Here is a 13,253-nt window from a genome sequence, read left to right on the forward strand (position 1 = left end):
CGCGCAGAAGGAGTCCTGTGCGGCCGCGTCGGCCCGGCCGCCGGCCTCCACCACCCCGATGTTCTTCGTCGAGTTGTCCGACGAGCGCCGGACCTGGTAGAGGCTCCCGGTGTACGAGCCGTACAGGGCGCGGACGGTGCTGTGCGCGGCCACACAGGGCGTGCCGCCGGAGGCGTAGATGTCACACGGCTGCTGTGTCGCGGCATGCGACGGGGCGGCCGTGCCGGTCAGGACACCGGCGGCGACTGCCACCACGGTGCCCGCCCCCAGGAGTGCGCGCCGCACGCGGCGCATCCACGATCGGTGCATGTTGAGTCGCTCCTTGTCTTCGGAACTCATCGGACGTCGGGGCAGCAGGACCGAGGCGGCCGACCGCGCCCGGGGCTGTCGGATTCCGGTGATGGTCCACCCGTCGTTGGTGCTGGAGAGGGCCTCCACATCACGGTGGTGGGCGCCGACCGTGGTGCTGTCGGCGCCCTCGTCGGCATCCCGGCGCTGCTGGGGCGTGTGTGCCCGCGCCCGGGTGCCGACCGAGACCCGTGGCCGGGTGCCGACCGAGACCCGTGGCCTGGGGTGGGGCGGGCCGTGAGTGGGGCCGTTCGGTGTTCGCTTCGGTTCGGATCAGCTGCGGGTCCACTGCTGGTCGGACTGACCGTTGCCGGCCCGTGGTCCGGCCAAGGCGTTGCCGCCGGTGGGGGAGAGGCGCCAGAGATGTCGAGGTAGGCCGGACGTTGGTTAGCGCTAACATCGCCGTTCGTCATTTTGCGGTGGGATTGCCGAAGGGTTTCGGGGAGACGGTCCTCTCCGTGTCGCGGGCCTGTCAAGGGGTGTGAACCCCGATTCGGACAGCGGTCGTCGGCGTACGGCATGCCCCGGTGCTACGCCTGGCCGTACGGGAAGGGTCGTCGAGCCCGAGCGACTCCGCGGTGCGCTGGCGCTCTCAACTGCGATGGCTGCCGCAAGGGTTGACAGGGTATGCCCGTTGGGGCACGCTGCCGTTTCGGCCGCCGGACATCCCATCTCCCTGCCGGGAGGCGGCTTGTCTGTTCCGATGGAATGTTAGCGCTAACCAACAAGTGCCCCGCACAACAGCACCCTTGGCGTCGTCACCCCCCACCGCCAGGAGACCCGATGAACATCAGAACGTCCCGGCTGACCGCCGGCCTGTCCGCCATAGCCCTCGCCGTGGCCGGCCTCCTCGCGACCGGCGCCACAGCGCACGCCGCCCCGGCTGCGACCGCCGCGTCCACCAGCCAGTTCCACGGCGTGAACTGGGCGGATCCCAACGACAACTTCATCACCGGCCCCAACATCCCGGTGGGACTGTCGCAGTCGGACAGCTACGCGACCGTCTACACGAAGTCGACTTCCATCCTCAAGGGGTTCCAGGGCCTCGGGGCCAACACCGTCCGCATGGGCTTCAACGCGGCGACGACCTCCGGGTCCTGGTGGAACAGCTACACCGCCGCTCTGGACGCCGCCACCGATCTGGGCATGAACGTCATCGTCGCCCCCTGGCTGCAGGGCGGGAAGGTCAGCGACACCGCGTCCTTCTACCAGATGTGGGACACGATGATCAACAAGTACGGCGGCCACGGCAACTTCTACTTCGACATCATGAACGAGCCGTACGGCTACAACGCCACGGACCTGACCAACTTCGAGGCCTCCTGGCTGGCCCGCTACCCGAGCCTCTCCCGCAGCCACGTGATCGTGCCCGGGCTGTGGTCCGACGGGAACCTGTGCGCGGTCGGTTCGGACTCCCGGCTGTCGGGCACCCTGCTGTCGATCCACATCTACGGCATGTTCGGTGACTCCCACACCACCGAGGCCGCCTGGGTCAACGACTTCACCAGCAACCTGTGCGGTCACGCCGACCGGGCCGTGCTCACCGAGTTCGGCGTCCCCATGAACACGGGCGTCGACTACAACGGCCCCAAGGACGGCGTCAACGACCTGTCGTACCTCTACGGCATCACCGACACCGTCCGCAGCCTGGGTATCGGCTCGGTCCTGTGGACGGGCGTCAAGAACGCGACCCAGACGCAGGGGCCGGGCCCGTGCGAGAACGCCTCCTGCGCCATCACCACCCTGAGCGGCAGCGGCACCAACCTCTCGGTGAGCGTGACCAACCAGTCCGGTCTCGACCGGCTCCAGTGGGGCTGGGGCACCGGCACCAACCCCGGTGGCAATGGCGGAACCGGCGGCACCGGCACGCTGCTGCGCGGCGCCGGCTCCAACCGCTGCCTCGACGTGCCCAACGCCGGCACCGCCAACGGCACCCAGACCGAGATCTGGGACTGCAACGGCGGCGCCAACCAGTCCTGGGCCCTCAACGCCTCGAAGGAGCTGGTGGTGTACGGGTCCAAGTGCCTCGACGCCTACAGCGGCGGCACCACGGCGGGAACCAAGGTCGTCATCTGGGACTGCAACGGCGGGACCAACCAGCAGTGGAACGTCAACGCCGACGGCTCCGTCACCAACGTGAAGTCCGGCCTCTGCCTGGACGTCACGGGGGCCTCGACCGCCAACGGCGCCCTCGTCGAACTGTGGACCTGCAACGGCGGCAGCAACGAGAAGTGGAGCCGCCAGTAGCCCGGCCGGTCCCGCCGGCTGCCGGCGCCGGGAGCCGGTCCTGTCCCGCCTGCTGCCCGGCGGGACCGGGACCGGCGGCCCGACACGCCAGGTCGCCCGCGGACCCGGCCGGTGCAGGTGGTTCGGCACTGCCGAAGAGCGGCACATGCTCCCCGTCCGGGGGAAGCCGTCCACGGCGGTGGGTGAGCAAGCAGCTGGGCGGGGGAGCTCGCCCCCCGCAATGGGCCTCTCACCCGCAGACCGACGCTCGCCCCATCGCGGATGGTGACCTGCTGTCGCCGACGGGGGTGAGCGAGGGGAGCGCGGACGCCTTTGGACGGGGCGGACTGACACTGAGCCGGCAGTAAGCCGCACTCCCGGACCGGTCGGCGGGAACAAGCTCCCATTCCCCCTCCCGCACCGGCGGGTTGTCCTGCAGTTGGAGGGGGACGGGGCCTGCCGGCCCCCGGAACGGGCAGTGTCCACGTCTTCTGCACCTGCCGGCCGGTGTTAGTTGGACAGTCCCGAGTAGCGGACCTTCCCGGCCCGTACGGCGTCGTCGAAGAAGGCCAGGGTCTCCTCGACGGGGGTGAGCGGGTCCCAGGCGTGCGCCTGGTACAGGTCGACGGCCTCGACGCCGAGGCGGCGCAGCGAGGACTCCGGGCGGGGCCGAGGCTGCGTCGGGAGAGGCCGCTGGCGTTGTCGCGTTCGGGGCCGAAGCGGCCCTTGGCGGCGATGACCGTGCGGGAGGTGAGGGCGGCGGGCCCGACGGAGATCCAGTGGCCGACGATCACCCCGCCCCGTCGGCCCTGACCCGCCCGGCCTCGACGGCCCATGATATTCATCGCACGATCTCGACCGCACGCCCCTGACGGAGACCATGTGTCCAGCCCCCTTGCCGCACCGCCGATCGTTCGCCGCGCCGATCCGGAGGACGCCGACGCGCTCGTGGAACTGCGCGCACTCATGCTGACCGAGATGGGCATGGCCGTCGGTGGGGCGGACGCGCACTGGCGGGTGGCAGCCCGTTCCTGGTACGCCGAACACCTCGTACGTCCTGGGGAGTTCGCCGCCTTCGTGGTGGACGACCCGGAGGCCGGTGTGGTGAGCAGCGCCGTCGGCACCTGTGACCGGCACACGCCCGGTCCGACCAACCTCAGTGGCCTGCACGGCCATGTCTCCAACGTCAGCACGCACCCGGATCACCGGCGCCGTGGGCATGCCCGGGCCTGTCTGGCTGCTCTGCTGGACTGGTTCGCCACATCGACCGAGGCGCGGGTCATCAATCTCAACGCGACCGGCCAGGGCATCGGCCTCTACCAGTCCCTGGGGTTCGACGTTCCGCGCCACCCGGCGCTCCAGCTCCGGCTCTGACGGGTGTGCCGAGGCCCCCTCCGCCGCGCCGGCCGACAGTCTGTCGGCGCGGCGCCCCCGGCGGAGCACAGGGGACGGCATCGGAGCCCTCGCGAGGCTGAGCCTCTTCTCCCGCTACGATGTGGGCGCCGGCGTCCGACGGACGGAAAATTGTTGTCCGGAGCACGCATGCCTAATTCTTCCTTTGTCCGTCTCGCCCGCGGAGCCTCGCCCTGGCTTGCACCGGCCGTCGCCACGGCCGTCGCCGGCCTGGTCTGCGCTCGCGGGCCGAAGCACGCCTGGGCCATCGCGGTGCCGACTACGGCGCTCGCGGCCGGGGCGCTGTGGTCCTTCCGCGGCCCCGAGGACGAAATCGCTCAGGGGCAGAAGACCATCGCGGGCGCGACCCGCCTCGACCGCTGCTGAGGCGCGGCCCCAATGCGGCGCAGGAGGGGATCCGCGCAAACCACCTGGCTCATGGCTGGTGCAAGGCTTGGAGCTTTGGTGGTGGTCATGGCGGGCGCTGCGATCATCCTGATTGTGAACGCACCACCTGGTCTGCTGAGTCCGGGTGACAGGACGACGGGAGCCGGTCCCACCGCACTCGCTTTCATCGGTATATACGCCGTGGGGACGTGCGTCTTCATTCCCAAGCCCGCGCTGAGCGCTGTCGCCGGCATTCTCTTCGGCCTGCCGGTCGGGCTACTCGTCGCCGTACTGGGGAACACGGCCGGAGCCCTGCTCGGGTACGTCGCCGCCCGGCTTCTGGGCAGCGACGCCCTCCACCTGCTGAGCGCCCGTAGCCGTCACGTCGAAACCCTGCGCGCACGCCTTACGCGGCGACCATTCATCAGCATGCTCTGGATGCGCATCACGCCTGGTATGCCGTTTGCGGCGGTGAGTGTGGCAGCGGGCTCCAGCCGTCTGCCCGTTCTTCCGTTCGCGGTGGCCACAGCGCTCGGCACGCTCCCTGCTACAGGTGCGTGTGTCGCGATGGGCACGGTCGCCACGTCGCTGTCGTCCCCGGTGGTCTGGGGTCCCTTCGCAGCTGCTGTGGTTGTCTTCGGCGTCTTTCTTCTCATCCGACGAAAGGGAAGAAGCCAATCCTGCCCGACCTCGTCGTCGTCCTCGTCCACCTCCGCGAGGTCCGCGGCCCCGACGGCGACCTCGCCGCCCTCAGCACGGCCACCGGCGGCACCGTCTGATGGGAGTCCGCCTCCATGACCCCGCCGAGGGCCGTCGCCCGCTTCGACTACGGGAGACCCTGGCGGCGTCCCGGGCCGGCCGGCTCCGGCACCGCGACGGCCGCCTTGCGGGCAGTGGACGCCCAGCCCGCTGTCGGTCTGGTCGGAAGGAGAGCCGCTCGATGCGGATCCAGGTCATCACCGTGGGCACGACCGGCTCGGTCGCCCCGTACACCGGCCTCGCGCACCGGCTCGTGGCCGAAGGCCGGTCCACCTGGCCGACCGTGGGGCCCTGACCGTCGAGGTCGCCGGCACCTACCTGCTGGAGGAGGCCGGCGCCGCGTTCGACGCCGGCCGCACCGGCCGCACTCGCTGTGAGGGCGTGGGCGCGGACGTCTCCAGCGGCACCGCGGACGCCGCGCTCGACAAGGCCACAGACTGCCTGGCCTCGCCGACGCTGCCCACCGTGGTGAACCACACCGTGGTCTACCACTGGAACGCCGGCCGGACGAGCACGGGCATGTACACCCTCCTCGCAACGGCACGCCTTGCCGGCGGCACGTCCGCGATCGCCGCGCTGGGAAGCGTCGCCTCGGGCCGCGGCGTCGGTAGCCCCGTCACCCACCTCGGGGCCGTCCCGGTCCTCAACCCGCTGGCCTGCATCACCACCGAGGCCGCCCGGACAACGCCACCAGACCGGCCCACCGTAGGGCGTGTTTCAGAAGTGGCCTTGTGAGGTGCAGGCCCTCGTTCGTCGGCGCCGATGACGGTGAAGCTTGGCAGCTCGTCGAAAAATAGTCGGTTGCCTATGGGCGATGGTGGTGGATCCAATGGCCGATGTGATCACCCGGGCGCGCCCGACGCGGCGAGACGTGACGAGTGCGAACCGCCGGCCGGGCCGGCGCGCGTTCCGGGTGGACCGTGACCGCATCGTCCCAAGGGAGACGCCAGCCGATGAATACACCACCATCGCCGTCCGGAGCAGAGCACATAGACGGGTCGTCCATCGGCCTGGGCGCTCTCGTCCCGCTGACACGGCCCGGCTGGGTCGAGGCGGGCCGACACCTGCTCGCAGGACTCGACCTGGCCGTTCGCGAGGTCAACGAGGCCGGCGGGATCGACGGCAGACCACTGGAGCTGGTGGTCCGGGACACCGCGGCCGATCCGGAGCGGGCCGCGGCGGCCGTGGACGAACTGGCCGGCCTGGGCGTGGCCGCCGTGGCGGGGGAGTACCACAGCGTCGTCGCCCGCGCCGCCGCCGCCAGAGCCGGCGCCCTCGGCGTGCCGTTCCTCTGCTCGTCCGCGGTGCTCGACGCGCTCACCGAGGAGCCGACGGAGTGGGTCGCGCGCCTGGCCCCGGCCCAGTCCCGCGGCTGGCGGATCTATGCGGACTTCCTCCTCGGCGCGGGCCGGCGTCGGATCGCCTTGGCGACCCAGCCGAGCGTCTACTGGGCGTCCGGGACCCGAGTCCTACGGGACCACCTCGCTTCCCACGGCGGCAGCGTCCTCGAACTCGACACGAACGCGCTCACCCCCGAGGCCCTGTGCGACGCACTCGTTGAGCACGAGGCGACGGCGCTGCTCCTGCTGGTCGGCCATCCGGAGCCGGCGGTGCCGATCGTCAGAGCCGTCCGGGGCGACCGGCGGCTCGCGAAGATCCTGATCGGCGCTCCGGCCGGACAACCGGAGTTCGCCGAATGGGCCTCGGCGCTGGGCGAGGACGGCGCCGGGATCCCGTTCCTGCGCTATCTGCCCGAGCGCCTCGGTCCGCTCGGCGAACGCGTCGGGAAGGAGCTCCGCGAGCGGCTGGGCGAAGCGCCCTCCTTCGTCGCCTTCGAGGGCTGGGACACCGTCGCCGTCCTCGCCGAGGTGTTGCGTTCCCACGGCACGGACCGGGCGGCCATCGCCGCGTCGTGGCCGCGCGTGGTGGTCGAGGGCACCCGCGGGCCGATCCGGTTCTCCCGCACGCCGGGCATCAGCGTGTGGCAATGGGCTTGGACACCAATCCAAGTCGTTGACCGGGACCCGGGGGAACCCGATCGTTTTCGTGTCCTCCACGTCGGCTGAGAAAGCACGGAGGACCGACGTGCGTCGGCCCGGGCCCGCAGTTGCTCAAAGATGCGATGCCAGGTGCCGTCCCGCTGCCAACGCCGGAACAGCCCGTAGACCGTCTCCCACGGGCCATACCGCTCAGGCACGTCCCGCCACGGAGCGCCGCCGCGTCCGAGGTCGGCGCGGAGGCCGGCTCACGAAGCGGCTCGGCTGTCCGCCTTGCGGCGGAAGGGGCGAGCCCGGATGCGCGGGCGGGGCGTCCGCCACGGTCCGCGGCGTCCCGGCCGGGAGGTACCTCGGATGTTGCGGCGCCCGCTGCTGCGGCTCCCGCGGACCGGATGTCGGCCGGTGGTCGCGGTCGTGGGTGACGCGGCGTTCGCCATGGGCGGCATGGAGATCCACACCGCGGCGGAACTCGGTCTGGCCGTCGTGTGGATCGTGCTCAACAACAGCGGCAACGCCATGGTCGCCAACCTCCAGAACTTGCTGTTCGGCAGGGAGAGCGGGGCGCTGTACACGCATCCGCTCGACGCCGCCGCCATCGCACGCGGACTCGGTGCCCGGGCGGCACTCGTGAGGACCCTCGGTGAGTTCGCGTCCGCCTTGGACGACGCGCTGCACAGCAACGCCCCCTTCGTGATCGACGCGCGCGTGGACGGCGACGAGATGCCGTGGTCGCTGCGCGGACGTGCCGAGGCGCTCAGAAGCGGCGGATGACCGCCCAGCCCCCGCGACACGGCCGGCGGTCACCGCCTCCGGCCTCGTCGCCGGCCTGGCGCCCGCGACACCGCGGAGGGCATCACGACGCTCAGCGGGGCGGTCGTGCCGGCCCTCGTTGAGGTCTGACGTCCGCCGCGCCGTCCGGGCTCGGGGCGGCATCGTGGCACCGCACCATCGCGTCCAGGCAGACACGTTCGGCGGTGGTGCGGTCCACGACCGGCCAGCCGTGGCAACGGGCGAGCGCGGCGAGTTCGGCGTCGGGCTCGAAGGCGATCGGGTGGCCCACCACCGCGAGCAGTCCGGCATCGGACATGCTGTTGCCCAAGGCGATGGAACGGGCCGGATCGAGCGGCTGGCGCACACCCAGGTCGTGCAGGCAGCGGATCTTCTGCCCGGGACGTCCCGGGGCACGGAGCAGACGGGCACGGCAGCGTCCCTCGGCCGTCTCCGCCCGGGCCCCGTAGGCATGGGCGATGCCCAGGTCCGACGCCGCCTGCGCCACCGCTTCCTCGGGACTGCCGGAGACGACGGCCGTGACGTAGCCCCGCCTGGCCGCCGCGGACAGCACCGGCCGCACGAAAGGGAACACGCCGGCCCGGCACTCCTGCCAGGCGCGGCGGGCGGCCTCCTCGAGGACCTGGTGGGGCAACCCGTCGATCGCGGCCGTGTAGTGGGCGTAGACCGTCTCGACCGTGTCGCGAAAGGACTTCCGGACCGCGCCGCGGTCGGCGACAGCCGCCAAGGCCGCACCGGCTGCGTTGTCCCGGACGGCGCGCACCCGGACCAACTCGCGCAAGACGGCGGCCCCCACGGTGCCGGGATGGATCGTGCCGTCCAGGTCGAGCACGAGAACCGGACGCCGGGTCAGTCCCGGCATCGCAAGGGAGGGGGCAGATCCCGTACGCCCACGACGGGCCATTCCCGGGGGTGGGGGCCGAGGCGGCGCAGGCGCTCGATCGTGATGGCGCTCCACGGGGAGAGTTCCAAGCGCTGGTGGTCCACTTCTGCCAGCACCGCCTCCCAAGGGGCCCACCGTACGCGGTCGACTTCGTCGGGGTTCGGGGCGAGCGGAGCCGCCTGCAGGACCCGTACGGCCGGTCCCACCTCGTTCTCGACGATGCCGTTGCCCATCGTGGCCCGGTAGCGCACCGCGCCCAGCACAGGCTCGATGCGCTCCGCCGTCGTTCCCAGTTCCGCCCTCAGCCTGCGGCGTACCGCGTCCACCAGCGACTCGCCCGGAGCCGGGTGTCCGCACAGACTGTTGGTCCACACGCCGGGCCACGTGCGCTTCGACAGGGCCCTGCGGGTCAGCAGGAGCCGGCCCGCCTCGTCGAAGACGTAGGCGGTGAAGGCGAGGTGCAGCGGAGTGCTCCGGTGGTGCGCCCGTACCTTCGGGATGCTGCCCACCGCGTTCCAGCTCTCGTCGAGCAACACAACATGTTCGGCATCACCGGTCATCGCCTGACCGAAGGAGGGATCGTCCATGGACGTCACACAACAGTGACGAGGAAAGGACCGGGCCGGAGGGCCAGGGAACTGGTGAAGGTGAACCGGGAGGGCTGAGTACCGGGATCGGCCCATGCGACAGTGAGGCCGGGCGAGTAGGAGGTGTTCTGCACGCCCAGATGGCAGGTGACGACGCCGCTGCCGTCCGCGGCGACGGCTAACGGGGCAATGGTTCCACGCATGGCACATACCGTCCTTCGACGACGGGGTGCGCGGCGGACCGAGGAATCACGGTGCCCGCTGTCGCATCTGGTGGTGACAGGTAAGCGCACGGCTGAACGCCTGACAACACCTCTCACCCACGCGTCCACATCTGGCCAATTGTGTCATCTTTGCGCACACCGATGCGCTGTTTTGCGTGTGAACAGGAAATCTACGATCGGTTCCTCGAACGTTTTCCCGACCCTTCACGGACCGGCTCTGTTCTCGCGAGTAAAACGACGCAGTACGCACACCGATGTGTGTCCGGTCGCCGTCGCTGCTTTCATCGCGTTCACGCCTTCCTGCGCCCGACGCTGTGTACGGGCCGCGGACGGGGAGAGCCGGGCACCGAGGCCGAAGGACGCTTCGTACTCGGTGCACGCCGACGCCGCCGAACGCTGCGTCATCTTTCCCTTGGCCACCACACGGGAGGAACGAATGGCACGTATCCCTTACCCGCAAACGCTCGCCGCGGAGGAGCTGCTGGCGCGTTCACCGGTGTCGCTGAACGTGTTCCGGATGATCGCTCACGCACCGGCGGTGGCGGGGCCGGCAGTCGACCTCGGTGTCGCTCTGCTGTCGGCGACCGCTCTGCCGCCCCGGCTGCGCGAGGCGGTCGTCCTGTCCGTCGCCGGACACGCCCGTTGCGTGTACGAGCTGGCGCAGCACACGCCGATCGCCGAGCTGACCGGCATGACCGCCGAGCAGACCGCGGCCACGGCGGGCGGTGCCCTGCACGTCGACGGCTTCACGCAGCTCGAGGAGAGCGCGCTGGCGGCGGTCCGCGAACTCATGGAGACCCACACACTCGACCGCCGGACGCTGTCGACGCTGCGCGAGACCCTCGGCGAGCAGCAGACGGTGGAGTTGCTGATGCTGATCGGTTACTACGTCATGCTCGCGAATTTGCTGAACGCTCTCGACGTGGACGTCGATCCGGCGAGCGCCGAGATCGCAGCCGCAGCCGGTCGTTCCGCCGAGAAGGCCGACGCCCCGGGCACGACCCGGGCGGAAGGAGGCACCTTGTGACCGAATCAGCGCAGTCGGCGTCGACCGGTTTCGCCGGCAGATCACTCCACGTCTTCCCGCCCCAGGGAACGTTCGCGCCCGCCGCCCTTTTCGCTGCGATACGCCGCAGTGCGCAATTCGCGGGCATCTTCGAGCAGATCGCGAAACAGGCGGACGAAGTGACCGCCCCGCGGGGAGGCGTGGAACTGGCGCGCTTCCTCACGGATGCCGAGCCGCCCTCCGCCGAAGAGTTACAGCAGGCGCACACCCTCGAACTTGCCTCCTACGCCGCCTCGCTCGCCGCCCACCGGTCACTGTCCGAGAGGTACGGCAGGCCGGCGGTGGTCCTGGGAGTCAGCGCCGGCGACTTCGCCGCCATGACCGCCGCCGGCGTCTTCGGTCTGGAGGACGGGATCCACCTGGCGCTCGATGCAGCAGCCGTACAGCGGAGCTGCCCGGGCCGGATGGTCGCCCTGCAGTGCTCCCGGGAGGAGGCCGACGAGGTCGTCGCACGCAGTAAGGCGCGTGATGCCGTCCTGGCCCTGGTGTTCGACGACCGGTCCGTGGTGGTGACGGTCGCAGGGGCCGACGTGCGGGCGGTGTGCGAAGCGGCGGCGGGCATGGGCGTCAAGGCCGCGCTTGCACCCGTTCCGTTCGGCTCGCACCATCCGGGCCTGAGCCGCCAGGCGGACGTCCTGTGCGCCGTGGTGAGCTCCTACCCCCGCAGGCCCGCAGCCCTGCCGGTGCACTCGGCGGCCGGTGGCCGGGTGTACCGGGACGGGGACGCGTTACCACGGGCAATGGCGGACAACCTCGTGCTGCCCGTCGACTTCCCGTCGTCGTTGCGGCAGAGCCTCTTCCCGGGAGTGCGCCAGGTCTTCGACCTGGACACCGGAGGCGCGCTCGCACCCAGCGTCCGCAGAATCCTCGCGCTGTCCGCCGTCGAAGCCGTTCACGCACCCTTCACGGAACCGGATTTCGCCTGGTGAACGCACCTCGGCGACCACGACCGAAAGGCGGCGAAATGGGCTCCTCGCCATCGGCCGGGCGGCGGCGACCGCTCGCCGCCGCCCGCCCGCATTGTCGGCTTCGGTGTCCCTCCTGGTGGCCGCCGCCTGTGCGCTGTCACCGGCCGCTTCGCGTACGTCTTCCCCGACGTCAGGCGCATCTTCCTGGACGGGACGCAGGGCGCTGCTCAGACGGTCCATCGAGGGCAGCTGCTGGTCATCCGGTCTGCGCCAAGTCCTCCAGGCTCCGGCCTCGGGTTTCGGGGACGAGCGTCGCTGTGAAGACCAGGGCGATCAGGCAGATACCAGCGAAGAGGAAGAAGGTTCCGGAGGCCCCGATGCCGTCGACGAGGACGGGGAAGAACTGCGAGACGAGATAGTTGCCGCCCCAGAGCGCGAAGGTCGCCACGGAGGCGGCGACACCGCGGACCCGGGTGGGAAAGATCTCCGAGATGATCACGTAGGCGACCGTGCCGAAAGAGACCGCGAAGAACCCCACGTAGGCAAGGATCAGAAAGAGAAGCAGGGCGGCGTTCGGGTGGGCCGACCGGAAGACCAGCCCGGTGCCGGCGAGGAGGAGGGTCATCGCGGCGGACCCGACCAGGAGTAGGGCGCGGCGGCCCACGCGGTCGATGAGGCGCATGGACACCAGGGTCGCCACGACCAGGACGACGCCGATCAGCACGGTGCTCGTCATGGCGCCGTCGGAGCCGAAGCCGGCGGTGTGGAACACCTCGGGGGCGTAGTAGAAGATCGCGTTGATGCCGGTGATCTGCTGGAAGAGTGCCACTCCGACCCCGACGACGAGCATGCGGCGCAGTGCCGGTGCCAGCAGCTCGCGCAGCCCGGCATGTTCCTGCGCCAAGGCGCCCTGGATGGCCGTCAGTTCCGAACAGGCCGCATCCGGCGTGGCGTTGACGTGTTCCAGGACGGTCAGTGCCTCGTCACTGCGTCCCTTCCGGACCAGCCAGCGCGGACTCTCGGGCACCAAGAAGAGCAGGAGGAAGAAGGCGGCTGCGGGGATCACTCCGAGGGCGAAGATCCAGCGCCACCCCTGACTTATGTTCCACGCCTCGCTGTTGCTGCGGGCGATGACCGCGCTGATGGCGAAGACCACCAGGTTGCCTATGGTGTTGAAGAGCTGGTTGAACGAGACGAGGCGTCCGCGGACGGCGGCCGGGGCGACCTCGGCGATGTAGAGCGGGGCCACCGTGGTCTCGGTGCCGATCCCGATCCCGACCAGGATGCGGAAGAACACCAGCCAGCCGGAGGACGGGGCGAGCGCCTCGCCGCAGGCGCCGACGACGAACACGAGGGCCGTGCCGAGCATGACCTTCTTGCGGCCCACCACGTCACTGAGGCGCCCGGCGAACACCACGCCGATGATGCAACCGACGACGATGCTGGACGTGACCCAGCCCAGGCCGCCGGGGGAGAGGTGGAAGCGGTCCTGGATGAATCCGGTGGCGCCCGAGACGGCGCCGTTGTCGAAGCCGAAGAGGAACCCGCCGACCGCGGTGACCATGGTGATGACGATGACGTTGGCCATGTGTCCGCGCCCGTTACCGCGCTGGGGACTGTGGGGACTGTCGATGGTGCCGGTGTCCCGTCCGGTGGCGGAGCCGGCCGGGGGGGATGTGCTTTCCAT

At 70.6% G+C, this 13,253-nt stretch carries 14 protein-coding genes and 2 pseudogenes; 9 read left to right on the forward strand and 7 right to left on the reverse strand.

Annotation, left to right across the window (positions count from 1 at the left end; all coding sequences use genetic code 11):
* A partial coding sequence (locus tag IH54_RS0116275) for an arabinofuranosidase catalytic domain-containing protein (protein WP_324607800.1) occupies window positions 1-309 on the reverse strand: 309 nt, incomplete at its 3' end.
* An 822-nt stretch (window positions 310-1,131) separates the two neighbouring features.
* On the opposite strand from IH54_RS0116275, the gene IH54_RS0116280 reads away from it, so the two are divergent.
* Complete coding sequence (locus IH54_RS0116280) at window positions 1,132-2,595, forward strand: ricin-type beta-trefoil lectin domain protein (RefSeq protein WP_031517369.1); 1,464 nt, start codon at window positions 1,132-1,134, stop codon at window positions 2,593-2,595.
* 489 nt (window positions 2,596-3,084) lie between these two features.
* Here IH54_RS0116280 and IH54_RS48095 read toward each other — a convergent pair whose 3' ends face one another.
* Entirely contained in the window at window positions 3,085-3,456 is a 372-nt protein-coding gene (locus IH54_RS48095; protein ID WP_199923398.1) for an aldo/keto reductase, read from the reverse strand.
* On the opposite strand from IH54_RS48095, the gene IH54_RS0116290 reads away from it, so the two are divergent.
* The 5 genes and pseudogenes from IH54_RS0116290 to IH54_RS0116310 all read left to right on the forward strand — a co-directional run bounded on the left by IH54_RS0116290 (window position 3,457) and on the right by IH54_RS0116310 (window position 7,178).
* Window positions 3,457-3,948 carry a GNAT family N-acetyltransferase gene (locus tag IH54_RS0116290; protein ID WP_199923399.1) on the forward strand — a complete coding sequence of 164 codons (492 nt, stop codon included), beginning with the start codon at window positions 3,457-3,459 and terminating at the stop codon, window positions 3,946-3,948.
* A gap of 168 nt (window positions 3,949-4,116) precedes the next feature.
* Window positions 4,117-4,314: pseudogene (locus IH54_RS0116295) on the forward strand (phosphatidylserine decarboxylase family protein); the annotation flags it as partial.
* A 126-nt stretch (window positions 4,315-4,440) separates the two neighbouring features.
* Window positions 4,441-5,151 carry a TVP38/TMEM64 family protein gene (locus IH54_RS48100; RefSeq protein WP_420711768.1) on the forward strand — a complete coding sequence of 237 codons (711 nt, stop codon included), beginning with the start codon at window positions 4,441-4,443 and terminating at the stop codon, window positions 5,149-5,151.
* A 342-nt stretch (window positions 5,152-5,493) separates the two neighbouring features.
* Window positions 5,494-5,847 carry a hypothetical protein gene (locus tag IH54_RS0116305; protein ID WP_031517375.1) on the forward strand — a complete coding sequence of 118 codons (354 nt, stop codon included), beginning with the start codon at window positions 5,494-5,496 and terminating at the stop codon, window positions 5,845-5,847.
* A gap of 218 nt (window positions 5,848-6,065) precedes the next feature.
* On the forward strand, window positions 6,066-7,178 hold the full coding sequence (locus IH54_RS0116310) for an ABC transporter substrate-binding protein (protein WP_031517376.1): 1,113 nt from the start codon (window positions 6,066-6,068) through the stop codon (window positions 7,176-7,178).
* A gap of 20 nt (window positions 7,179-7,198) precedes the next feature.
* Here IH54_RS0116310 and IH54_RS46170 read toward each other — a convergent pair.
* Window positions 7,199-7,333 (reverse strand): annotated as a pseudogene (locus IH54_RS46170) (transposase); the annotation flags it as partial.
* A 130-nt stretch (window positions 7,334-7,463) separates the two neighbouring features.
* On the opposite strand from IH54_RS46170, the gene IH54_RS0116315 reads away from it, so the two are divergent.
* Window positions 7,464-7,880, forward strand: coding sequence for a thiamine pyrophosphate-dependent enzyme (locus IH54_RS0116315; RefSeq protein WP_031517378.1), 417 nt, complete (start codon window positions 7,464-7,466; stop codon window positions 7,878-7,880).
* A gap of 91 nt (window positions 7,881-7,971) precedes the next feature.
* Here the strand turns inward: IH54_RS0116315 and IH54_RS0116320 are convergent, their stop codons facing one another.
* The 3 genes from IH54_RS0116320 to IH54_RS45570 are packed head-to-tail and all read right to left on the reverse strand — an operon-like array spanning window position 7,972 to window position 9,571.
* Window positions 7,972-8,730: an HAD family hydrolase gene (locus IH54_RS0116320; protein WP_159011876.1), complete on the reverse strand. Its 759-nt coding sequence runs from the start codon at window positions 8,728-8,730 to the stop codon at window positions 7,972-7,974.
* A 17-nt stretch (window positions 8,731-8,747) separates the two neighbouring features.
* Window positions 8,748-9,368, reverse strand: a complete 621-nt coding sequence (idi, locus tag IH54_RS0116325) for an isopentenyl-diphosphate Delta-isomerase (protein ID WP_234343557.1) — start codon at window positions 9,366-9,368, stop codon at window positions 8,748-8,750.
* A 5-nt stretch (window positions 9,369-9,373) separates the two neighbouring features.
* Window positions 9,374-9,571, reverse strand: coding sequence for a hypothetical protein (locus IH54_RS45570; protein ID WP_159011877.1), 198 nt, complete (start codon window positions 9,569-9,571; stop codon window positions 9,374-9,376).
* A 457-nt stretch (window positions 9,572-10,028) separates the two neighbouring features.
* Here IH54_RS45570 and IH54_RS45575 point away from each other — a divergent pair, with 457 nt between their 5' ends.
* Both IH54_RS45575 and IH54_RS0116335 read left to right on the forward strand, forming a co-directional pair.
* Window positions 10,029-10,619 carry a carboxymuconolactone decarboxylase family protein gene (locus IH54_RS45575; protein ID WP_052397519.1) on the forward strand — a complete coding sequence of 197 codons (591 nt, stop codon included), beginning with the start codon at window positions 10,029-10,031 and terminating at the stop codon, window positions 10,617-10,619.
* Window positions 10,616-11,587 carry an acyltransferase domain-containing protein gene (locus tag IH54_RS0116335; RefSeq protein WP_052397520.1) on the forward strand — a complete coding sequence of 324 codons (972 nt, stop codon included), beginning with the start codon at window positions 10,616-10,618 and terminating at the stop codon, window positions 11,585-11,587. The genes IH54_RS45575 and IH54_RS0116335 overlap by 4 nt, the downstream gene beginning before the upstream one ends.
* 235 nt (window positions 11,588-11,822) lie before the next feature.
* Here IH54_RS0116335 and IH54_RS0116340 read toward each other — a convergent pair whose 3' ends face one another.
* A complete protein-coding gene (locus tag IH54_RS0116340) occupies window positions 11,823-13,253 on the reverse strand; it encodes a sugar porter family MFS transporter (RefSeq protein ID WP_199923400.1) in 1,431 nt (476 codons plus the stop codon).

The organism is Streptomyces sp. NRRL F-5123, assembly GCF_000721495.1.
In the GTDB taxonomy this organism is placed as follows: Bacteria; Actinomycetota; Actinomycetes; order Streptomycetales; family Streptomycetaceae; genus Actinacidiphila.